The sequence below is a fragment of the Collinsella sp. AF04-24 genome, from assembly GCF_003465685.1.
Lineage (GTDB): Bacteria > Actinomycetota > Coriobacteriia > Coriobacteriales > Coriobacteriaceae > Collinsella > Collinsella aerofaciens_AP.
Map to the genome: position 1 here is coordinate 51,548 of NZ_QSBK01000012.1, position 20,352 is coordinate 71,899.

The window sequence follows — 20,352 nt, forward strand, 5'->3', positions numbered from 1 at the left end:
CGTCGCGCCCCGAGCTCGCGGTGCCGTGCCGTTAGTGGCAGCCGCAGCCCTCGTGGCCCTCGTGCTCGTGATGGCCGTGGCAGCCGCAGGAATCGCCATGCTCGTGAGTGTGCTCGTGGTCGTGGCCGTGGCAGCCGCACGTGGCCTCGCCGTTCTGTGCGAGCGTGCCGGCGATAAGGGCCTCGACGCAAGCGTCGCAGCTGCCTTGGGCACCCGCGTATACCGTGATGCCGGCTTGGGCAAGCGCGTTGATAGCGCCACCGCCGATGCCGCCGCAGATGAGCGTGTCCACGCCGCCGTTGGCGAGCAGGCCCGCAAGGGCACCGTGGCCGGTGCCGCCGGTGCCCACGACCTGCTCGCTGAGCACCTTGCCGTCCTGAATGTCGTAGATCTTGAACTGCTCGCTGCGGCCAAAGTGCATAAAGATGTTGCCGTTGTCATACGTGGTTGCCACTCTCATGGTGCCGATCTCCTTTGCTGGCCATACGGCCGTCGTTGTGGTGATGGGGGAGTACGCGATATTGCCGCCCTCGATGATGAGCGCCCGACCATTGACCAGCGCATTTGCCACCTTGCGATGCGCTCGGCTGCAAATTGCCGCCACCGTGGCGCGCGCGATGCCCATGTGCTTTGCGACGGCCTCCTGATTGAGGCCTTCCAGGTCGCATAGCCGCAGGACCTCGAGTTCGTCGACCGTCATGTCGATGGCCTCTCCGCTGGCAAGGCCATCGGGGGTAAAACCGCGATATTCGGGGATGATCCCGACGCGGCGCAATTTTTCACGTCTTCCTGCCATACACTCTCCATATCTGACATATGTCAACAATAGAATAACGACCGTGCGGATTTACGCAAGGAATTTCTGGCATATGTCAGAAAATGAGGGCTTATGTTAGGGCTGTGGGGCCGCTTGCGCCTGGGCTACAATGAATCTCGCTTATAGGCGACTGACAGGAGGGTCAATGAGCAAGGCTGATCAACAGTTTGTAGCCATGTGCCGCGATATTCTGGACCATGGCACCACCACCGAGGGCCAAAAGGTCCGCCCGGTGTGGGAGGACGGCACCCCTGCCTATACCATTAAAAACTTTGGCGTCACGGCACGCTACGACCTGCGTGAGGAGTTTCCGGCGCTTACCCTGCGTCGTACGGCCCTCAAATCTGCCATGGATGAGATCCTATGGATCTATCAAAAGAAGTCCAATAACGTGCATGACCTCAACAGCCATATTTGGGATGAGTGGGCCGACGAGACCGGCTCCATCGGCAAGGCCTACGGGTATCAGATTGGGCAGAAGAGCCATTATGCCGAGGGTGACTTCGATCAGATGGACCGTGTGCTGTACGACCTCAAGAACACGCCGTACAGCCGCCGCATTATGACGAATACCTACGTGTTTAGCGACCTGTCCGAGATGCACCTGTATCCGTGCGCCTACAGCGTGACGTATAACGTGACGCAGCGCCCGCAGGATGATAAACCGACGCTCAACATGATTCTCAACCAGCGCAGCCAGGACATTTTGGCTGCGAACAACTGGAATGTGTGCCAGTACGCCATTTTGCTGATGATGGTCGCGCAGTCGGTCGATATGATTCCCGGCGAGTTGCTGCATGTGATTGCCGATGCCCACATTTACGACCGTCATGTCGATATCGTCCGCGAGCTTATCGAGCGTCCGCAGTTTGCCGCGCCTAAGGTAACGCTTAACCCCGATGTGCATGACTTCTATGCGTTTACGACCGACGACCTGATTGTCGAGGGCTATGAGCACGGCCCGCAGGTCAAGAACATCCCCATTGCGGTGTAGGTGACGCGCATGACGTGTAAGCTTTCTGCCATTGTCGCCGTGTGCGATGACTGGGGTATTGGGTGCGAGGGCGACATGGTGGTGTCCAATCGCGCCGACATGCGTCATTTTGTGGCGCGCACCAAAGGCTGCCCGGTCATTATGGGACGCAAGACGCTGCTAAGTTTTCCCGGCGGGCGTCCGCTCAAGAACCGTCGTAATATCGTGCTCACGCGCGATGAGGACTTTGCTGCCGAGGGCGTCGACGTGGTGCATAGCGTCGACGAAGCGCTCACCGCGGTAGCCGATGAGCCCGTTGCGTGGGTGATCGGTGGCGGCGAGGTGTATCGGCAGTTTTTGCCGTATTGCGCCGAGGCCGAGGTTACGCATAACCATTGCGTGCATGACGTGGATACGTATTTTCCCGATCTGGATGCCGATCCCGCGTGGGAGATTGCGCGGCGTGGCGGTGTTGCCACGATTGCCTCGGGCGAGGGCGACGAGGGTGTCGATTATGAGTTCGTAACGTATCGTCGCGTTGAGGCGTAAATCGTCCGGCGTGAACGGTATCATCGGATTGTTTGAATGCATGGGGCGGCGCTTAGCGTCGCCTCGTTTGGTATAGATGCGCTGTAAAGAAAGGTGCGGGCTGGCTGCTATGACTGATGCCGTTGAGGTGCTGCGAATCGATTCGCTCGAGGACGAGCGGCTTGATGCCTACGTGCGACTGACCGAGCGTGAGCTGCGCTGCGTGCTGGAGCCGCAGAAGGGCATTTTTATCGCCGAGAGTGCCAAGGTCATCGAGCGTGCGGTGCGCGCCGGATACGAGCCGGTGAGCTTTCTTTTGGGCGAACGCTGGCTCGATCAGATGATGCCGCTGTTTGAGCGGCTTGTTGTGCGCGAGGGCGCAGGTCCGGTTCCTGTGTTCGTGGCCTCGATGGAGCTTATGGAGCAGCTGACGGGCTTTAACGTGACGCGCGGTGCGCTCGCGGCATTTCGTCGCCCGCGACAGATTCCGGTTGATGAGTTCTTGGGCGGCGTCGTCGAGGCGGCGGGGGAGCGCCCGGTGCGCCTGTGCGTGCTCGAGGGCATTGTCGACCACACCAACGTCGGTGCGATTTTCCGCTCGGCGGCTGCGCTGAACGTCGACGGTATTTTGGTGAGCCCCACTTGCTGTGACCCGCTGTACCGTCGCTCGGCCCGCGTGAGCATGGGCACGGTGTTCCAGGTGCCCTGGACGCGCATTGGCAGCGAGGCGCGCGTATGGCCGCATGATGGGCTGGCGGCGCTGCACGATGCCGGCTTTTCGTGTGCTGCTATGGCGTTGACGGATGATTCGGTGTCGCTGGACGATCCCGCGCTCCAGGAGATTGACCGCCTGGCAATCTTTATGGGCACCGAGGGTGCTGGCTTGGGCGCCAAGACCATTGCAGGCTGCGACCGCGCCGTGCGTATTCCGATGGCGCATGGGGTCGATTCACTCAACGTGGCCGCGGCAAGTGCTGTTGCCTTTTGGCAGCTGTGCCCACATGTGAGCAACGAGTACCACTACCAGCCGGGTCTGTATCACTAGGCAGATAGTTCGCACCGGGCTCTGGTTCGGGGCGTTTCGGCCGACGTCGGTCGGTGCTAAGCTGGTATTGGCTTTGGTCTTAAATTGCCGCTTTGTTGTTTGACGTACGCTGGTGGGGAGGGCGTGTGGCTAAGAAATCTACGGCTATCGATGTAACGCAGGGCGTTATTTGGCAGCAGCTGCTGTCGCTGTGCGTCCCTATCTTCTTTAGTTCGTTCTTTCAGCAGGCATACACGCTTATCGGTACCTATATCGTCGGTCAGTTTGGCGGCAAGCTCGCGCTGGGTGGCATTCAGGCCACGATGGTGCTTACGGAGCTCTGCATTGGTTTTTGCGTCGGTGTGGGTGCTGGCTGTGCTGTCATTACCGGTCAGTTTTTTGGTCAGCACGATGACGAGCGCTTGAGCCGATCGGTCCATACGGCCATGACGCTCGCGCTGGTGGGCGGCATTGTCATTTCCATTCTGGGCATGGTGTTTGTCGAGCCGATGCTTGTGCTGATGAATACACCGCATGAGCTGCTGGCCGAGGGTGTGGCGTATGCCCGTTGCTACTTTGCCGCCATGTTTGCGGCGCTGCTGCTCAATATGGGGACGGCGCTGTTGCGCGCCGTGGGCGACACGCGCGGTCCGGCGGTTATTATTGCCTCCGGCTGCTTCGTCAATGTGGCATTCGACATTCTTTTTGTCGCCGTGCTGCACATGGAAGCGCTGGGCTGCGGCATCGCGGTGGCGCTGACTATCTGCACCAATGCCACGATGATTGTGATCCGCATGATGCGCGCTCCGGGAGCGTGGCGTCTTTCGCTCTCAAAGCTCGGTATTGACCCCGGTATCTGCAAGAGCATGCTATCGTGCGGTTTGCCGCTGGGCGTTCAGTCTGCGGCGTATTCGATCTCCAATGTTTTGATTCAGGTGTCGGTCAACTCGTTTGGAGCCGATGTCACGACCGCTTGGGGCCTTTCCGGCCGCTTGGACGGCATTATCTGGATGGTGACCGAGGCACTCGGCGTGTCGATCACCACGTTCTCGGCGCAGAACTTTGGTGCGCGCAATTACGAACGCATGCGAAAGGGATACCACACGTCGCTCGTGCTGTCGTTTGTGCTTATCGGTGGCCTGTCTGCCGTGCTGCTGGTATTCTCGGGCCCGCTTTCGCGTCTGTTTATCGACGATGCCGCAATTTCGGCCTACACCACGACGATTCTTCATTTCATCGCGCCGTTCTACGCGATCTTCTCGATTATCGAAAACGCGTCCGGCTCCATCCGTGGCGCTGGCGTGAGCTTCCAGCCTATGATGCTGACGATATTCGGCACGGTCGTGCTCCGCGTGGCGTGGGTGTTCGCGATTATGCCGCTCGACCCCTCGCTCGAGCATCTGCTGCTGGTCTACCCCGTAACCTGGGTAATAACCGCCACGATGTTCACCGTCTATCATCACAGCGGCAACTGGCTAGGCCGCGCCACTGCCTAGCCATTGGGGACGTCCGCAATGGCTAGTATTCGATGCCTTGGCGGGCTAGGAGGCCTTCGTCGAAGTAGTGTTTGATGGGACGCATTTCGGTTACTAGGTCGGCAAGGTCGGCGAGGGGCAGCAAGCCGCGGCCGGTGAGCACGAGCTCTGTGGTGGTCGGTTTCATTGCGATCAACGCTTCGACATCTTCGCGCGTCACAAAGCCTCGGCGCATGGCTTCTCCCAGCTCATCCAAGATCAGCATGTCTACCTGGCTAATCTGCTCGCGTGCGAGCTCCATGATCTGCGCGGCGCAAGCCTCGGGCGTGTCGCGATCGGCCTGCACAATGCGCAGTCCCAGGCGCGGCGCGGCATCGTGTTCGGCGCAGTGCAGCTTCTTGGCAAACTGCAGCATGAGTACGTTGAGACCATAACCTGTGGCACGCAAAGCCAGCCCCAAGGCGGCCGTGGTTTTGCCCTTTCCGTCGCCCGTGTAGATCTGAACCTTGCCGACTTCCAGTGATGCCATCTCTGTCCTTTCGTGCCCGGCGTCGGTTTATCGTCGCTCGGGTTGGGTATTCTAGAAACCATTATCAACCCCAGTAGATGGAGTTCAAGCAGATGGAGATGGATGACAACAAACGTAGACGGAATATGATCCTCTACGTGCTCATCGCCTTCGTCGTCTACCTCGTGCTCTCGACCGTTCTGTTCCCCAACATCGGTCACACGCAGCAGATTACGAAGACCGATTACTCGACGTTTGTCAAAGCGCTCGATAAGAAGAGCGTCAACAAGGTCGAGTACAACACGGACGATTACACGATTTATTACACCAAGAAGGGCGAGGACGAGAACATCGCCTACAAGACGACCGGTGTGCCGAATGATGCGGGTTTTACCGATCGCGTGCTTGAATCCGGTGCGTCCCTGGAATCGGTCGTTCCCGACAAGAACTCGGGTTTGATGACCTACTACCTGCTCACCCTCATTCTTCCCATGGCGATTTTCTTCCTGATTGGCTGGTGGCTCAACCGCCGCATGAAGAAGGCCATGGGTGATGACGGTCCGTCGATGAACTTTGGCGGCGGTGGTTTTGGCGGCGGTGGACTGGGCAAGTCCGGCGCGCGCGTGATCGCCTCCAAGGACGTGGGCGTGACCTTTAAGGATGTCGCCGGCCAGGAAGAGGCCAAGGAGTCCCTCAAGGAGGTCGTCGACTTTCTGGAGAAGCCGCAGCGCTACGAGGAGATTGGCGCCAAACTGCCACGCGGTGCTCTCCTTGTCGGCCCTCCGGGTACCGGTAAAACCCTGCTCGCCAAGGCTGTGGCCGGCGAGGCGGGCGTGCCGTTCTTTAGTATTTCTGGTTCTGAGTTTGTTGAGATGTTCGTTGGCCGCGGCGCCGCTAAGGTTCGCGATCTGTTTAAGCAGGCCAAGGAAAAGGCCCCGTGCATCGTGTTTATCGACGAGATCGATACCATCGGTAAGAAGCGCGATGGCGGCGGCTTTAGTGGCAACGACGAGCGCGAACAGACGCTCAACCAGCTGTTGACCGAGATGGACGGCTTCGATAACCACAAGGGTATCGTCGTTCTTGCTGCTACCAACCGTCCCGACAGCCTTGACCCGGCCCTGCTGCGCCCCGGTCGTTTTGACCGTCGCATCCCCGTTGAGCTGCCCGACCTGACCGGACGTAAGAACATCCTCGAGCTGCATGCAAAGAGCGTGAAGACGGAGCCGCCGATCGACCTGACCGCGATTGCCCGCGCCACGCCCGGTGCCTCGGGCGCCGACCTGGCCAACATCATCAACGAGGGCGCGCTGCGTGCCGTCCGCGAGGGTCGCAAGCGCGCGACTCAGGATGACTTTGAGGAGTCGGTGGAGGTCGTCATCGCCGGCCAGCAGCGTAAGTCCACGGTTCTGTCCGACCACGAGAAACAGGTCGTGTCCTATCACGAGATCGGCCATGCCATCGTTGCCGCCCGCCAGAAGGGTTCTGCGCCGGTTACCAAGATCACCATCGTGCCGCGTACGAGCGGTGCTCTGGGCTACACCATGCAGGTCGAGGAGGATGAGCGCTTCCTGACCACGCGCCAGGAAGTCCTGGACAAGCTCGCTGTCTATTGCGGTGGCCGTGCAGCCGAGGAGCTTATCTTTGGCGAGATGACGACCGGTGCCGCCAACGATATCGAGCAGGCCACCAAGCTCGCCCGCAACATGGTGACGCGCTTTGGCATGTCCGATGAGTTTGGCATGATGGCGCTTGGTACCGTTCAGAATGCGTACCTCAACCAGGATACGTCGCTCACCTGCGCCCCCGGTACGGCCGAACGCGTGGACGCGATAGTCGCCAAGCTGATCGAGGATGCGCACGACCGCGCTCTGCAGATCCTCAAGGAGAACAAGTTTAAGCTCCATGAGCTGGCTCGTTATCTGTACAAGAAGGAGACGATCACGGGCGAGGAGTTCATGAATCTCCTCACGCGCGAGAATCCGCTGATGCCAAAGCAGCAGTAATACTGGTTGCGCAGTGTCTATCGCCCCATTTGAGTGTCCATCTCAAATGGGGCGTTTTGCGTGGGGAGAGTTGAATATGAAAATCGTGGTAAGTGCCTGCTTGATGGGCGAGAGCTGCAAGTATAACGGGCTCGACAACTACCATCGAGAGCTGGTCGAGGCTTGCGAGCGCACGGGGACCGAGGTCCTGCTGGTGTGCCCCGAGGTTTTTGGCGGTCTACCAACGCCGCGCGACCCGTCCGAGATCGTGGGCTGTGAGGTTCGCACCTGCGAGGGCGTGTCGGTTGATCGCGAATTTCGCCTTGGTGCAGAGCGCGCGCTCGATATATGCGAGCAGGCGGGCGGCCCGTCCGAGATCGCTGCGTGCGTCTTACAGGACCGTAGCCCTTCGTGTGGTGTAGGCCGTATCTACGACGGAACCTTCAGCGGTGCGCTCACCGCGGGCAACGGTGTTTTTGTCGATCTGCTGCTGCGTCACGGGTACCGTGTGATTCCGGCTAGCGAGTTCGATCCCAGCATGCTGGAACATTGTCCATAGCACTCGAACCCAACACTTCCTCACGGGTGACCGTTTTGGCATCATCCGTGAAGTTGATATTGAGTACGACCCGGTCATCAAAGACGTAGACCGAGTTGACGGGCGCCGTAACCAGGCAGCCCCTCCCCGCGGCCCTCGCGCAGGAACGCGCACACGGCCTTCCCGTCTCTTGCGCCCCTCCCGGAACTGTCCACATCAGTGTAGCCAATCCAGTCCGCCAAGGGCTGCAGCCCGGACAACGCGGCGATGGAGGGCTTCTTCGGCCTGCTCAAGAAGGAGTTCTGGCACGGCAGGGACTGGTCGGGCTGGACCCCCGCCCGCTTCATCGAGGAGCTCGGGGGCTGGATCGGTCGATACAATACGGAGAGGCGCAGCGATGCGCTCGGTGGCCGCACGCCGGCCGAGTTCCGCTCCGCGTTGGGAAGGGCCGCGTAACGGTCCAAGAAATCGTCCGCAGTCCCCATTCTTGCCCCTTTGGGACAGCTTCTTGTTGGGGCGTGCCTGCCCCAAACCCTGCTAGGAACGAGTACAGCAAACTGGAATTTTCAAATTAGTCTTTGCAAATTACCTTTGAACCTTCACCATCAATTACAATTCCCTGACGGTTGTTAATTGGGCATAGATTCAAATCCGAAAACTCAGTCATTATTTTCTCGGTAACTTTCTTAAATGGTGCTGTAAGAAAATGCGGAAGAACATAGAAATCAATCAAATTAAGCCCTGCATCATCTTCTTGTGAGTAGTCCTCCGGCTTTTCATCCATTTGCTCGATATATTGGATGCTTGGAGCGCATACAATCGCACCTGCCGATTCACCAATCATCAGTTTTCCCTTTGCCAATTCTTTCTTCAACAGCTCATCCGTTCCCGTTTTACGGAGCTGGTCTATAAGGAAAAAAGAATTTCCGCCGGTAAAATAGATCACATCTGCATCTTCAAAAAGAGACTGTATCGTTGAATAAGCCTCCGTTGAAATATCAATTTCAGTTACGATTGCTCCCAACTTTTTGAATAATTTTCGAGCCGAGCCGACATAACCGGTGTAGCCTTCACGCAGCGAAGCTGTTGGAATAAATGCGACTTTTTTATTTTCAATTTCTTCCTTTATCAGACTTCCTACACTTGAAAAGTGAGAACATAAAAACAGTTTCATCAATATTCTCCTTTATATATAAATTCTTATTTGTTGAACTAAGCCGTGTATACCATACTCTCCAATGAAAGAACGCCCTGATATAGCGAAATTTTGCCGTTTTCCTGCGTACGTGCGTACACACTCCACAGGAATTCTAAGGGGCCTGCCCCCTTGGCACACGGACTTTGGAACAAAGTCTAGTGTGTTACGCCTTGCCAGAGGTGTACAGGCTCCCGGTATGCACGTACGAAGCAATTGCCATCAATGTGCCATATAAGTGGCGATCAAGTTCGCATAAAGCGACCTTGATCCCGCAAAATAAAAGGCAGGATACCATCACCACGATGATACCCTGCCTCTGTTCGTTCCTGTTTACCGTTCCGAGTAGTCCTTCCGCAGAATTTCCGATAAACAAAAAACGTACCCGAACCCTTTCTCGTAAAGAATCGGGTTCGAGTACGAACTGAATGCTGGAGCAATAAAAAACCACCAGAAAGGTGCCTGTCCCCTTTGTGGTGGTTTTGGGCCAGTCCTAGAGCGTGTGGCCGTAGGTGTTGGCAGCCTTGATGGCGGTGGCGAACTTTTCGTCGGTGAAGGGCTCGGGGTTTCCCTGCTTCCACTCGTTGGTGGCGTGCGCATACTCGCACAGGGCGGGGATATCGGACTCGGAAAGCCCGACCTGCTCAAGCGTCACGGGCAGCCCCATCTCCTTGTTAAAGGCTGCGTAGCGCTCAAGGTTCTCGGTATCGCCCGTGTAGGCAAACAGCACCAGCACGCCCAGGCTCACGACCTCGCCATGCAGGTAGGTGCCCTCGCGCGGAATGCTGCAGGTGGCGTTGTAGAACGCATGCGCCACGCTCGAGTTGTAGTAGTAATCGTTTTGGTTGGTCAGGTTGGAGACGTAGCCCGTGTTGACCACGATATCGAGCGCGATCTGCTTGACGGCTTCGGTCGACAGGTTCTGGCGAACGTCCTCAAGACCCTGCACGCCATAGGTAAACAGCGGCTCGGAGCAGGTGTGTGCGAGCGCCAGGCCAAGACCTGCGGTGTGCTCCAGGTTGCCGGCGCTCGTGGCGTACTCGACCTCGGGCTGCTTGGACAGGGCATCGCCCACGCCCGCCCAGAAGTACTCCGCCGGAGCCTCGGCGATGATCTTGGGGTTGATGAAGATGTGCGCGGGGCGGTTGGGGTACGAATAGCCCTCGAGCGAGCCGTCGTCGTTGTAGACAACGGCAATGGCGGTCGCGGCCGAGCAGTTGGAGCAGATCGTCGGTACCGTAAAGACGATCTTCTTGAGCTCGATGGCTGCGGTCTTCACGGTGTCGAGCGCTTTGCCGCCGCCGCATGCGATGAGCACATCGGCCTCTCGGCAGGCGGGGGAGTTAACAAGCTTGGCGATATTGGCACGCGTGCTGTTGGTGCCGTAGACGCGTGTCTCCAGAATCTCGATGTCGGTGCCCTCCAGTGCCGCTTCGATACTGGGAAGCGCCGCGGCCAGTGCTCGTTTACCGCCGATAATCGCGACCTTGGCCGCTCCGTACTCGTCCAGCGCGCCGGGCAGCTCGTCAAAGCAGTCCTCGCCGACGGTGTAGTCGCTCATTCCAATCGTGCGCATAGCAGCCTTCTTTCGTTAGATAAAGTGCTTTCAGGTATTCTGCTCCAAGTGAGTGCTTGCGACCGCGAGAAATTACTAAAGTATGAAACCGATGTTGAGGGTTTTTCGCCGGCGTTGACCGTGCTACCATACAGCGCATAAGCGTTGATGGGGACGAGTAGTCGGCCGTCCGTGTGCTACAGAGAACGGGGAGCGCTGAGAACCCGTGCATGCGACCGATGAAAATCACCCCGGAGCTGCGGTCCCAACGGACGCGCCGTACAGGCACGTCTTAGTAGACATCGCCGAGATGGTCGTCGATACAGGCCAGCCGAGTAACGGATGCGAGCGCGCTGTAATGCGGGTGAGGGCATCTAAGCTGGGTGGTTAAGCGAAGAGCTTTTGCGGGCACACGGCCCGTTTTTGGCGCTTCGTCCCAGCTTGCAGGGACGGGCGCTTTTTTTGGTGCCCAACGGGCGTGCGCGCCCACGACATGAAAGGGGTACCGTGGCAAACGAGTACAAGCAGACGATGAATCTGCCCAAAACCGGTTTTCCCATGCGTGCCGGTCTTTCCAAGTCCGAGCCCAAGCGACTCAAGGACTGGCAGGACAACAAGGTCTACGAGCAAGTTCTGAAGAAGAACGAGGGTCACAAGAAGTTCGTGCTGCACGACGGCCCTCCGTATGCCAACGGTCCGATCCACATCGGCCACGCCATGAACAAGATCTCCAAGGACATGATCAACCGCTACTGGATGATGCAGGGCTATGAGGTTCCCTACGTCCCCGGTTGGGACTGCCACGGCCAGCCGATCGAGCACAAGGTCGAGGAGAAGCTTGGCACCGAGAAGTTCAACCAGACCCCCACGGCCAAGATTCGTGAGCTCTGCAACGAGTTCGCTGTCGAGAACATTGAGCTTCAGAAGGCCGGTTTCCGTCGCTTGGGCGTGCTCGGCGACTGGGACAACCCCTACCTGACGCTCTATCACCAGCACGATGCCGCCGACATCGAGGTTTTCAAGGCGATGTTCGATAAGGGCATGATCTATCGCGGCCACAAGCCGGTTCACTGGTGCAAGCACTGCCACACTGCGCTGGCCGAGGCCGAGATCGAGTACTCCGACGAGACGAGCCCGTCCATCTTCGTGCGCTTTGAGATGACCTCCAAGCCTGCCGGCCTCGAGGACTTCGACGGCCCGGTTGACTTCATCATCTGGACGACCACGCCGTGGACCATCCCCTCCGACCAGGCCGTTTCCCTTAAGCCCGGCGCCGCCTATGTCGCCGTTGAGCACGAGGGCCGTGCCGAGGTCATGCTCGAGGACCTGGCTCCCAAGTGCTGCGAGGAGTTTGGCTGGGAGTACACCCCGGTTATGGTCGACGGCAAGCCCTATGTGGTTCCCGCCGAGACCTTCCACCACATCCACTACAAGCAGCCGATCTTTGACGGTGTCGAGGGCGTGGCGCTGCTGGCCGATTACGTCGGTGTCGATGACGGTACCGGTATCGTCCACAACTCGCCCGGCCACGGCGTCGACGACTACTTCGCCTGCCTCAAGGAGGGCATCACCGACATCTGCATGCCGGTCGATGACGACGGTAAGTTCTACACCGGCGAGGAGTTTGGTACCGGTGGCCCCTTCAGCGGTATGGACACCGATGAGGCCAACCCGCACATCATCGAGTTCCTGCGCGAGCGCGGCACCCTGGTCCTCGAGAAGAAGATCACGCACAGCTATCCGCACTGCTGGCGCTGCAAGCACCCTGTGCTCTTCCGTGCTACCGACCAGTGGTTTGTCTCGATGGACAAGACCGGTTTGCGCGAGCAGGCTGGCAAGGAGGTCCGTGAGAACGTCAAGTGGTATCCGGCCCACGCGGCCAACCGCATCGGTGCCATGGTCGAGCAGCGTCCCGACTGGTGCATCAGCCGTCAGCGCAACTGGGGCGTGCCTATTCCCAGTTACACATGCGCCGACTGCGGCGAGAAGGTCATGAACGACGCCACGCTCGACGCCGTCATCAAGCTCTTCCACGAGAAGGGCTCCGACGCCTGGTTCACTGACGCTCCCGAGAGCTACCTGGGCGAGGCCTGCGTCTGCCCCAAGTGCGGCGGCCATCACCTCAAGGCTGATAAGGACATCCTCGACGTGTGGTGGGACTCCGGCGTCTCCTGGAAGGCCGTCTGCGAGTATCGCCCCGAGCTGGAGTATCCGGCGGACGTGTATCTCGAGGGCTCCGACCAGCACCGCGGTTGGTTCCAGAGCTCGCTGCTCACCTCGGTGGGCGCCAACGGTCACGCTCCGTACAAGGCGGTCGTCTCGCAGGGCTTCACGCTCGACGGCCAGGGTCGCAAGATGTCCAAGTCGCTCGGTAACGTCATCGACCCCAACAAAGTCTGTGACGAGATGGGCGCCGACATCATCCGCCTGTGGGTCGCCTCCGTCGATACTAGCTCCGACGTCTCCATCGACCACGAGATTCTCGCTCGTACGTCCGATGCCTACCGTCGCTTCCGCAACACGCTGCGCTTCCTGCTTTCCGAGCTCGAGGGCCAGTTTGAGCCCGAGACCGACGGCGTCGCTTTTGCCGACCTGCTGCCGCTCGACAAGCTCATGGTTGCCCGTCTGACCCAGGTCCAGGCCGAGGTCGACGACGCTTACTCTTGCTACGAGTTCCCGCGCGCTTACCGTGCGCTTTACGACTTCGTGGTTACCGAGCTCTCCAACGTGTATCTCGACGCCCTGAAGGACCGTCTGTACTGCGAGAAGCCCGGCTCGCTCGAGCGCCGCAGCGCCCAGACCGTGCTTGCCGAGCTCTTCTCGATGCTCGTGCGCGACCTGCAGCCGATCCTGTCCTACACGGTCGACGAGGCCATGGCCTATGCACCCGCCGGCTGCGTCGATCACCAGAAGTACGCCGCGCTGCTCGATTGGTATAAGTCGCCCATTACGGTCGACGAGGCCAATGAGTTTGAGGGCGTGCTTGAGGCTTCGCTCGAGCTCCGTAGCGCCGTGACCAAGGCCCTTGAGGATGCCCGCTCCGCCGGCACCTTCACTAAGAGCCAGCAGGTCCGCGTCAAGGCGGTCGTTCCCTCCGAGATGTATGCGCTGCTGACCGGCGACAAGGCCGTCGACCTGGCCGAGTTCTACATCGTCTCCGCTGTTGAACTGACCCAGGGCGAGGAGCTCTCCGTTGCCATCGAGGCTGCCGAGGGCGAGTGCTGCGACCGTTGCTGGAACTACCGCACCACCGTCGGCGAGTACAACGGTCACGCTCACATCTGCGAGAGGTGTGCGAATGCACTCTAGTTACGCGGTTTTACCAAACCGCGTAACGGCTCGACGCTGCAAACCCGCCAGAGCGGCAATCTGCCTTTCAGCTTCGGCGGCATGACCAGAAGGTCTATGCCGCCTTGCTTCAAGGCACCTTGCTCGCTCTGGCGGGTTTTCGCTGTTGGTAGCGAATCATCGGCTATTTCGTTGCTGGTCAATATAAGATATTGATTTGCGTTAAACGTAATTCGATGTTTTTGAGGGTAGGGGATTGATTTGGGTCGTTCTGCGGATATGACGCCGCCTTTGCGTTGGCGGTTGGGTGTTGCTGGTAGCGTGGCGTTGGCCGTGCTGCTTGTTGACCAGCTGACCAAGCTTGCGGTTCGTGCCGTTGGCGATGCTCTGCATGTGACTGTTATCCCCGGTGTGATCGACTTCCTTTTCGTGCGTAACATCGGTGCTGCCTTTAGCATGGGCGAGGGGCACGGTGCTGCGTTTGCCGTGCTGGCGCTTGTCGTTATCGTTGCGATCGCGGTGTACTTGCTTCGCTCGCCCCAGCTTGCTCGCTTGGAGGTTGTGGGCATGGCTATGGTCGCGGGCGGCGCCATTGGCAACGCGATCGACCGTCTGGCTTTTGGCTTCGTGACCGATTTTATTGCCACCACCTTCATCGACTTCCCCGTCTTTAACGTGGCCGATATCAGCATTACGCTCGGCGTCGTGCTGGCGCTCATCGGTTATATGTTCTTGAGCCCTGCCGCCCGTGAGGTCGACGCGACCGCCGAGCTCAACGCCCGTGACGAGGCCCGCGCTAAGCGCAAGGCCCGGCAGCGTGGGGAGCGTGCCCGCAAGATTCGCGAAAGGAGCGAGCGCTAATGGCCGACATCCATATCCTTGTTGCCGACGATGCCGCTGGTCAGCGTCTTGACGCCTATCTGGGCGCTAATGACGGCTGCCCTACGCGCTCTGCCTGCGCGCATCTGATCGAGGGCGGTGCCGTTGCCGTCAACGGCGAGACATGCCTGTCAAAAAAGTATGCCGTGCGCTCCGGCGACCGTATTTCGGTCGATTTGCCCGAGCCGCACGATCCCACCGATGTGATTCCCGAGGCCATTCCCCTCGATATCCGCTACGAGGACGACTACCTCATCGTGCTCTCCAAGCAGCGCGGCCTGGTGTGCCATCCTGCTCACGGCCACGAGAGCGGTACGCTTGCGAACGCCTTGGTCTATCACTGTGGCATTGACCATCTGGGCACCGTGCAGGGCGAGGACCGCCCCGGCATCGTGCATCGCCTGGATCGTGACACCTCGGGCCTTATGCTCGCGGCAAAAGACGACGACACCCAGCGCGCGCTCCAGAATCTCATCCGCACGCGCACGCTCGACCGCCGCTACATTACGCTCGTCCACGGCCACATTGCCATGGACGAGGGCACCATTAACACCGGCATTGCCCGTTCTACGCGCGACCGTGTCAAGATGGCGGTTTCGGACGATCCTTTCGCGCGCCAGGCCATTACGACCTTTAGGGTCCTTGAGCGCTTCGATTCCACGCGTTTTGACGATGGCTATACGCTCGTCGAGTGCCACCTGTTTACGGGTCGCACGCATCAGATTCGCGTGCACATGCGCCATATCAACCACGCCTGCGTGGGCGATCCGCTCTACGGTAAGTGCGATGCGCGTGCCGACCAGGGTTTGACCAGGCAATTCCTCCATTCCTGGCGTGTGGCGTTCGATCATCCCGTGACGGGGGAGCACATTGAGTGCCGCGATGAGCTGCCGTGGGATCTCGCCGCCGTTCTGGATGACCTAGCCCCGCGCTCGCTCGGCCGCACTGCCGCCGGCGACGAAATCGTTCCGCAGCTCGGTCTGCTCGAAGCCTAACCAGTATTAGGTGGTTTCTTGAACTCGGTTAGCCTACGGTAAGATATACGGTTGTTTACGTAACGCGTTCTCGGGAGCCTGCATGCTCGCCTTTTTACAAACCAACACACCCATCGTGATCTTCAACCAGATTGTGGTTACGCTGCTCACGGTCTGCTTTCTGTACCAGGTGGTCTTCTTTGTCATTGGCGCTCTTCGTGGCGAGGTCGCGCCTCCCAAGGCCAAAAAACTCCACCGGTATGCCTTCTTTATTGCAGCACACAACGAGGAGGCCGTTATCGCCAACCTCGTTCGCTCCATCAAGGACCAGGATTATCCGTCCGAGCTCATCGAGGTCTTCGTGGTCGCCGATGCCTGCACCGATAACACCGCGCAGCTCGCGCGCGAGGCGGGCGCTGTCGTGTACGAGCGAAACGACCTGGCCCGTAAAGGCAAGAGCTGGGTCATGGACTTTGGTTTTGACCGCATTCTTAACGAGTATCCCGATACCTTTGAGGGCTTCTTTATCTTCGATGCCGACAACGTTATCTCCCGCGATTACGTCTCCAAGATGAATGACGCCTTTGACCAGGGCTTCCATGTGGTCACCAGCTACCGCAACTCCAAGAACTTTGGCAGCTCGTGGATCTCGGCTGCCAACGCCACTTGGTACCTGCGCGAGGCGCGTTTCCTTAACAACGCGCGTAATATCTGCAAGACGTCCTGCGCCGTATCGGGTTCGGGCTACCTTATCTCGGCTAGCGTTATTGAGGGCATGCACGGCTGGCAGTTCCATACGCTGACCGAGGATATTCAGTTCACCACGTTCTGCGCTATTCACGGCATTCGTATTGGCTATGCGCCGGCGGAGTTCTTTGACGAGCAGCCTGTGACGTTTAAGGCGTCCTGGAAGCAGCGTATGCGCTGGACCAAGGGCTTCTACCAGGTGTTCTTTACCTACGGTAAGCATCTGGTCAAGTCGACCTTCCGCTATCATCGTTTTGCCGCCTACGACATGTTTATGACGATTGCCCCTGGTATGCTGTTATCACTGATTTCGATGCTCGCCAACGCCACGTTCCTGATCGTCGGTGGTCTTTCGCATGGCTTTTTGGCTACCGAGGTTGAGATGCAGGCTTGTGCCGCCTCGCTCATTATGACCTTCGCGATGATGTATCAGACCTTCTTTATCCTGGCGCTCCTTACGACCATCTTCGAGTACAAGCACATTCATTGTGCGCAAAAGTGGCGCCTGGTGACCAACCTGTTTACCTTCCCGATCTTTATGTTCAGCTATATCCCCATCACGGTGGCTGCGTTGTTCCTGAAGGTCGACTGGGTCCCGACGCAACACGCTGTCAACGTTACCCTCGACGAGGTCATGCAGGGCGCTAAATAACCACCACCAAAACCACCACGAAGGGGACAGGCACCTTTGTGGTGGTTTTTGCTTTTGAGTGACTGCCACGGGAGGTGTTCAATGCTCTATATTCCCTTTTGGATCTGCGCCTTTGCCGGTGCGGTGATTGATGTCCGTGAACGGCGGTTTCCCAACGCGCTTGCCGCCGCATGCGCCGTGGCGGCGTTTGCAGGCGTTTGGCTGGACAGGGGCTTGAACACTGCGCTTGACCACGCCGGTCCTGCCGTTATCGTGTACCTTTCCCTTGTGCTGACCGAGTCGCTTTGGCGGCGTTTCCGCCAGGCCCCCGGCATCGGCATGGGGGATGCCAAGGCGCTTTTCGCGCTTTGCACGCTCGACCCTCTGGGCGGCATCGTGGCATTTGCCGTCGCGCTCCTGGTCCTGGCCCTCTCCTGCCTCTTTACAAAATCGCGCTCCCTGCCTTTGCTCCCGTTTTTGGTGCCGATATTTGCCATAATCGAGGTCGTGGGCTGGACATTGTAACCGATTGCGCATCCTTTTTAAGGAGCATGCCATGGCAACTAATCAAGAAACGGCCGTCATTAAGGCGCGCATGGACCGCATTCCCGCGGCGTTGTTGCCCGAGCTGGTCGAGCGTATCGCCGCCGACCGCGCCTCGGGTGTCGTTAATCCTTATCGATGCTGCGACGACCAGGTCATTCGTCGTATAGATCGCGCTGCCGACAAAGGCACGCTTATGCGTCCGGCGTTTATGCGCGATACCGAAAAGATTCTTCATCTTCCTGCGTACACGCGTTATGCAGGCAAAACGCAGGTCTTTAGCTTTCGCAGCAACGACGACCTGTCGCGGCGCGGCCTTCATGTGCAGCTCGTCTCGCGCATTGCCCGCGATATCGGCCGTGCCCTGGGCCTCAACTGCGATTTGATCGAGGCGATTGGCCTGGGCCACGATTTGGGCCACACGCCCTTTGGCCATGCCGGCGAGCGTTTCCTCAACGATATCTATCACGAGCGTACGGGTCGTTATTTTTTCCATAACGTGCAGTCCGTCCGCGTGCTCGACGCGCTGTACGGCCGCAACGTGTCGCTCCAGACGCTCGACGGCGTGCTGTGCCATAACGGCGAGTACGAGCAGCGTGTCTTTGAACTCTCGGACATGGCGTCGTTTGACCAGTTCGACCGTACCGTCGAGGACTGCATTGCCACGGGCTATGGCGCGATCGAGCACCTGCGCCCCATGACCCTCGAGGGCTGTGTGGTGCGTATCTCGGATATCCTCGCCTACGTTGGGCGCGATCGCCAAGACGCCATCGCGGCGGGCCTGTTGTCACCCGACGCTTTTGACGATGGCCTGGGCGGGGCTTACAACAGCTGGATCCTCACGCACGCTTCTATCGATATCGTTGAGCATAGCTACGGCAAACCGCGTATCGAGATGAGCGAGGACCTGTTTGAGGAGATCCGCCGGGCGAAGCGCGAGAACTACGAGAAGATCTATAGCAAGGGCGGTATCGAAGGCGATTCTGAGGCAGAGTTGCGTGAGGCCTTCGAAAAGCTCTACGACCGTTGCCTGCAGGATCTAAATAAAGGCGACGAGTTCTCTTACATCTTTAAGCATCATGTTTCGCGCATTGAGCAGCAGCTTTCCTACTACGATCGCACGTATGCCTGGCAGGACGACAAGGATCAGGCCGTCGTCGATTACATCGCAAGCATGACGGATGGTTATTTCTGCGAGCTGACGAGCAAATTGTTCCCAGGTCTAAAGTTTCCGCACCGCACCTATATTAACGAACGGTAGTTCGTATCCTTTCGGTATACTGTTGGTCAACAACGATTTTGATTAATGCACGGGATGGCTATGGACGACCTTTTTTCTGCTTCGACGCGCGAGCGCTCCTTTAAAAATGCGCCGCTTGCGGTGCGTATGCGCCCCAATTCGCTCGACGAGTATGTGGGCCAGCAAAAGGCCGTCGGTAAGGGCTCGTGGCTGCGCGCCGCGATTGAGCATGACGTGCTGTCGAGCGTGATTCTGTACGGCCCGGCTGGCACGGGCAAGACGACGCTGGCCCACATTATCGCCAACCATACCAAGAGCGAGTTTGTCGAGGTCAGCGCCGTGACGGGCACTGTGAAGGACCTGCGCCGCGTAATCGATGAGGCTAAGACCCGTCTGAACACCTACGACCGCCGCACCATTCTATTCATCGATGAGATTCACCGCTTCTCTAAGTCGCAGCAGGATGCCCTGCTGCATGCAGTTGAGAACCGTACCGTCATTATGATTGGCGCTACGACGGAGAACCCGTACTTCGAGGTCAATTCGGCACTGTTGTCGCGCGGACGCGTGGTGGAGCTTGAACATCTGAAGGATGAGGATATCGCCACGCTTATTGAGCGTGCGCTCGAGGCACCACAGGGCTTGAACGGAAAGTTTTCTGCCGATGATGATACGGTCAAGACCATCTGCACGCTGGCCGCGGGTGATGCGCGCTCTGCCCTGACGACGCTCGAGCTGGCGAGCGAGATTGCCGTCACGCGTCCCGATACCGAAGGGACGCCAGCGCCGGCGGCGGGGGAGCGTTATCCCATCACCGTCGATGACGTGAAGATTGCCAACCCGCGCCGCGGTTTTTCGTATGACAAAAACGGCGACATGCACTATGACATTATCAGCGCGTTCATCAAGTCTATGCGCGGTAGCGACCCCGATGCCACAATCTACTGGCTTGCGCGCATGATCGATGCGGGGGAGGATCCCAAGTTTATCGCCCGACGCATCATGATTCAGGCTTCCGAGGATGTTGGCAATGCCGATCCACAGGCGCTGCTGGTGGCACATGCCGCATTTGCATCTGCCGAGGTCATTGGCTATCCCGAGTGTCGCATCAACCTGGCACAGGCTGCGCTCTATGTATGCCTGGCGCCCAAGTCTAATGCGTGTGAGGCCTCGATCGATGCGGCGCTGGCCGATATCCACAGCAGTGGTCTTCGCGAGGTGCCCAGCTACCTGCGCGATCGCCATCGCCCGGGCAGCGATCAGTACGGTGTGTACAAGTATCCGCATGATTATCCCGAAGGCTGGGTCGATCAGCGCTATTTGCCCGAGGGGCTGGAGCGCGGTGCGTTTTGGCAGCCTGCCGGCCGCGGCTGGGAAGAGTGGCGCGTAGAGCAAAGCGAGCGCGACCGTAGCGGGAATGCTCCGAAGTAGCTGCTGATTATTTTGTCCCAC

General features: G+C 58.7%; 18 protein-coding genes. 14 read left to right on the top strand and 4 right to left on the bottom strand.

What is annotated here, in order from left to right:
• Positions 1 to 31: 31 nt before the first annotated feature.
• Positions 32 to 796, bottom strand: coding sequence for a DUF134 domain-containing protein (locus DWV32_RS06175; protein ID WP_117655406.1), 765 nt, complete (start codon positions 794 to 796; stop codon positions 32 to 34).
• Positions 797 to 962: 166 nt separating this feature from the next.
• Between DWV32_RS06175 and thyA the strand changes: the two genes are divergently transcribed.
• The 4 genes from thyA to DWV32_RS06195 all read left to right on the top strand — a co-directional run bounded on the left by thyA (position 963) and on the right by DWV32_RS06195 (position 4,838).
• Complete coding sequence (gene thyA / locus DWV32_RS06180) at positions 963 to 1,811, top strand: thymidylate synthase (RefSeq protein ID WP_089571709.1); 849 nt, start codon at positions 963 to 965, stop codon at positions 1,809 to 1,811.
• Positions 1,812 to 1,820: 9 nt separating this feature from the next.
• On the top strand, positions 1,821 to 2,339 hold the full coding sequence (locus DWV32_RS06185; RefSeq protein WP_117757587.1) for a dihydrofolate reductase: 519 nt from the start codon (positions 1,821 to 1,823) through the stop codon (positions 2,337 to 2,339).
• Positions 2,340 to 2,448: 109 nt separating this feature from the next.
• A complete protein-coding gene (locus tag DWV32_RS06190) occupies positions 2,449 to 3,363 on the top strand; it encodes an RNA methyltransferase (RefSeq protein WP_117757588.1) in 915 nt (304 codons plus the stop codon).
• A 125-nt stretch (positions 3,364 to 3,488) separates the two neighbouring features.
• Positions 3,489 to 4,838 (top strand): MATE family efflux transporter, encoded by a 1,350-nt coding sequence (locus DWV32_RS06195; RefSeq protein WP_117757589.1) that lies wholly within the window; start codon positions 3,489 to 3,491, stop codon positions 4,836 to 4,838.
• A 22-nt stretch (positions 4,839 to 4,860) separates the two neighbouring features.
• Here the strand turns inward: DWV32_RS06195 and DWV32_RS06200 are convergent, their stop codons facing one another.
• On the bottom strand, positions 4,861 to 5,346 hold the full coding sequence (locus DWV32_RS06200) for a cob(I)yrinic acid a,c-diamide adenosyltransferase (protein ID WP_117757590.1): 486 nt from the start codon (positions 5,344 to 5,346) through the stop codon (positions 4,861 to 4,863).
• Positions 5,347 to 5,438: 92 nt separating this feature from the next.
• Here DWV32_RS06200 and ftsH point away from each other — a divergent pair, with 92 nt between their 5' ends.
• From ftsH to DWV32_RS06220, 3 genes are all read left to right on the top strand, one after another.
• The gene (gene ftsH, locus DWV32_RS06205) at positions 5,439 to 7,331 is read left to right on the top strand and encodes an ATP-dependent zinc metalloprotease FtsH (RefSeq protein ID WP_187361833.1); all 1,893 of its coding nucleotides are present in this window, start codon (positions 5,439 to 5,441) and stop codon (positions 7,329 to 7,331) included.
• Positions 7,332 to 7,407: 76 nt separating this feature from the next.
• Positions 7,408 to 7,869: a DUF523 domain-containing protein gene (locus DWV32_RS06210; RefSeq protein WP_117757592.1), complete on the top strand. Its 462-nt coding sequence runs from the start codon at positions 7,408 to 7,410 to the stop codon at positions 7,867 to 7,869.
• A gap of 207 nt (positions 7,870 to 8,076) precedes the next feature.
• Positions 8,077 to 8,304, top strand: coding sequence for an IS3 family transposase (locus DWV32_RS06220; protein WP_370448193.1), 228 nt, complete (start codon positions 8,077 to 8,079; stop codon positions 8,302 to 8,304).
• Positions 8,305 to 8,419: 115 nt separating this feature from the next.
• Here the strand turns inward: DWV32_RS06220 and DWV32_RS06225 are convergent, their stop codons facing one another.
• Together DWV32_RS06225 and DWV32_RS06230 are read right to left on the bottom strand one after the other, a co-directional pair.
• Entirely contained in the window at positions 8,420 to 9,022 is a 603-nt protein-coding gene (locus DWV32_RS06225) for a Type 1 glutamine amidotransferase-like domain-containing protein (RefSeq protein WP_117757595.1), read from the bottom strand.
• Positions 9,023 to 9,536: 514 nt separating this feature from the next.
• Entirely contained in the window at positions 9,537 to 10,619 is a 1,083-nt protein-coding gene (locus DWV32_RS06230) for an iron-containing alcohol dehydrogenase family protein (protein WP_117757596.1), read from the bottom strand.
• Positions 10,620 to 11,129: 510 nt separating this feature from the next.
• Here DWV32_RS06230 and ileS point away from each other — a divergent pair.
• The 7 genes from ileS (at position 11,130) to DWV32_RS06265 (ending at position 20,331) form a co-directional block, all read left to right on the top strand.
• Positions 11,130 to 13,907: an isoleucine--tRNA ligase gene (gene ileS / locus DWV32_RS06235; RefSeq protein ID WP_222847440.1), complete on the top strand. Its 2,778-nt coding sequence runs from the start codon at positions 11,130 to 11,132 to the stop codon at positions 13,905 to 13,907.
• 240 nt (positions 13,908 to 14,147) lie between these two features.
• Positions 14,148 to 14,747 carry a signal peptidase II gene (lspA, locus tag DWV32_RS06240; protein WP_233540420.1) on the top strand — a complete coding sequence of 200 codons (600 nt, stop codon included), beginning with the start codon at positions 14,148 to 14,150 and terminating at the stop codon, positions 14,745 to 14,747.
• Positions 14,747 to 15,760, top strand: coding sequence for an RluA family pseudouridine synthase (locus DWV32_RS06245; protein ID WP_117757598.1), 1,014 nt, complete (start codon positions 14,747 to 14,749; stop codon positions 15,758 to 15,760). The genes lspA and DWV32_RS06245 overlap by 1 nt, the downstream gene beginning before the upstream one ends.
• A gap of 82 nt (positions 15,761 to 15,842) precedes the next feature.
• Positions 15,843 to 17,138, top strand: coding sequence for a glycosyltransferase family 2 protein (locus tag DWV32_RS06250; RefSeq protein ID WP_117639344.1), 1,296 nt, complete (start codon positions 15,843 to 15,845; stop codon positions 17,136 to 17,138).
• An 81-nt stretch (positions 17,139 to 17,219) separates the two neighbouring features.
• On the top strand, positions 17,220 to 17,642 hold the full coding sequence (locus DWV32_RS06255) for a prepilin peptidase (protein WP_117757599.1): 423 nt from the start codon (positions 17,220 to 17,222) through the stop codon (positions 17,640 to 17,642).
• Between the two features lie 31 nt (positions 17,643 to 17,673).
• Positions 17,674 to 18,921: a deoxyguanosinetriphosphate triphosphohydrolase family protein gene (locus tag DWV32_RS06260; RefSeq protein ID WP_117757600.1), complete on the top strand. Its 1,248-nt coding sequence runs from the start codon at positions 17,674 to 17,676 to the stop codon at positions 18,919 to 18,921.
• Between the two features lie 60 nt (positions 18,922 to 18,981).
• Entirely contained in the window at positions 18,982 to 20,331 is a 1,350-nt protein-coding gene (locus tag DWV32_RS06265; RefSeq protein WP_187361834.1) for a replication-associated recombination protein A, read from the top strand.
• The last annotated feature ends 21 nt before the right edge of the window (positions 20,332 to 20,352 follow it).

Excerpts from the sequence above, each read along its gene's own strand:
- DWV32_RS06175 (WP_117655406.1), bottom strand. The coding sequence starts at position 796 with ATGGCAGGAAGACGTGAAAAATTGCGCCGCGTCGGGATCATCCCCGAA.
- thyA (WP_089571709.1), top strand. The coding sequence starts at position 963 with ATGAGCAAGGCTGATCAACAGTTTGTAGCCATGTGCCGCGATATTCTG.
- DWV32_RS06185 (WP_117757587.1), top strand. The coding sequence starts at position 1,821 with ATGACGTGTAAGCTTTCTGCCATTGTCGCCGTGTGCGATGACTGGGGT.
- DWV32_RS06190 (WP_117757588.1), top strand. The coding sequence starts at position 2,449 with ATGACTGATGCCGTTGAGGTGCTGCGAATCGATTCGCTCGAGGACGAG.
- DWV32_RS06200 (WP_117757590.1), bottom strand. The coding sequence starts at position 5,346 with ATGGCATCACTGGAAGTCGGCAAGGTTCAGATCTACACGGGCGACGGA.
- ftsH (WP_187361833.1), top strand. The coding sequence starts at position 5,439 with ATGGAGATGGATGACAACAAACGTAGACGGAATATGATCCTCTACGTG.
- DWV32_RS06210 (WP_117757592.1), top strand. The coding sequence starts at position 7,408 with ATGAAAATCGTGGTAAGTGCCTGCTTGATGGGCGAGAGCTGCAAGTAT.
- DWV32_RS06225 (WP_117757595.1), bottom strand. The coding sequence starts at position 9,022 with ATGAAACTGTTTTTATGTTCTCACTTTTCAAGTGTAGGAAGTCTGATA.
- DWV32_RS06230 (WP_117757596.1), bottom strand. The coding sequence starts at position 10,619 with ATGCGCACGATTGGAATGAGCGACTACACCGTCGGCGAGGACTGCTTT.
- ileS (WP_222847440.1), top strand. The coding sequence starts at position 11,130 with ATGAATCTGCCCAAAACCGGTTTTCCCATGCGTGCCGGTCTTTCCAAG.
- DWV32_RS06245 (WP_117757598.1), top strand. The coding sequence starts at position 14,747 with ATGGCCGACATCCATATCCTTGTTGCCGACGATGCCGCTGGTCAGCGT.
- DWV32_RS06250 (WP_117639344.1), top strand. The coding sequence starts at position 15,843 with ATGCTCGCCTTTTTACAAACCAACACACCCATCGTGATCTTCAACCAG.
- DWV32_RS06255 (WP_117757599.1), top strand. The coding sequence starts at position 17,220 with ATGCTCTATATTCCCTTTTGGATCTGCGCCTTTGCCGGTGCGGTGATT.
- DWV32_RS06260 (WP_117757600.1), top strand. The coding sequence starts at position 17,674 with ATGGCAACTAATCAAGAAACGGCCGTCATTAAGGCGCGCATGGACCGC.
- DWV32_RS06265 (WP_187361834.1), top strand. The coding sequence starts at position 18,982 with ATGGACGACCTTTTTTCTGCTTCGACGCGCGAGCGCTCCTTTAAAAAT.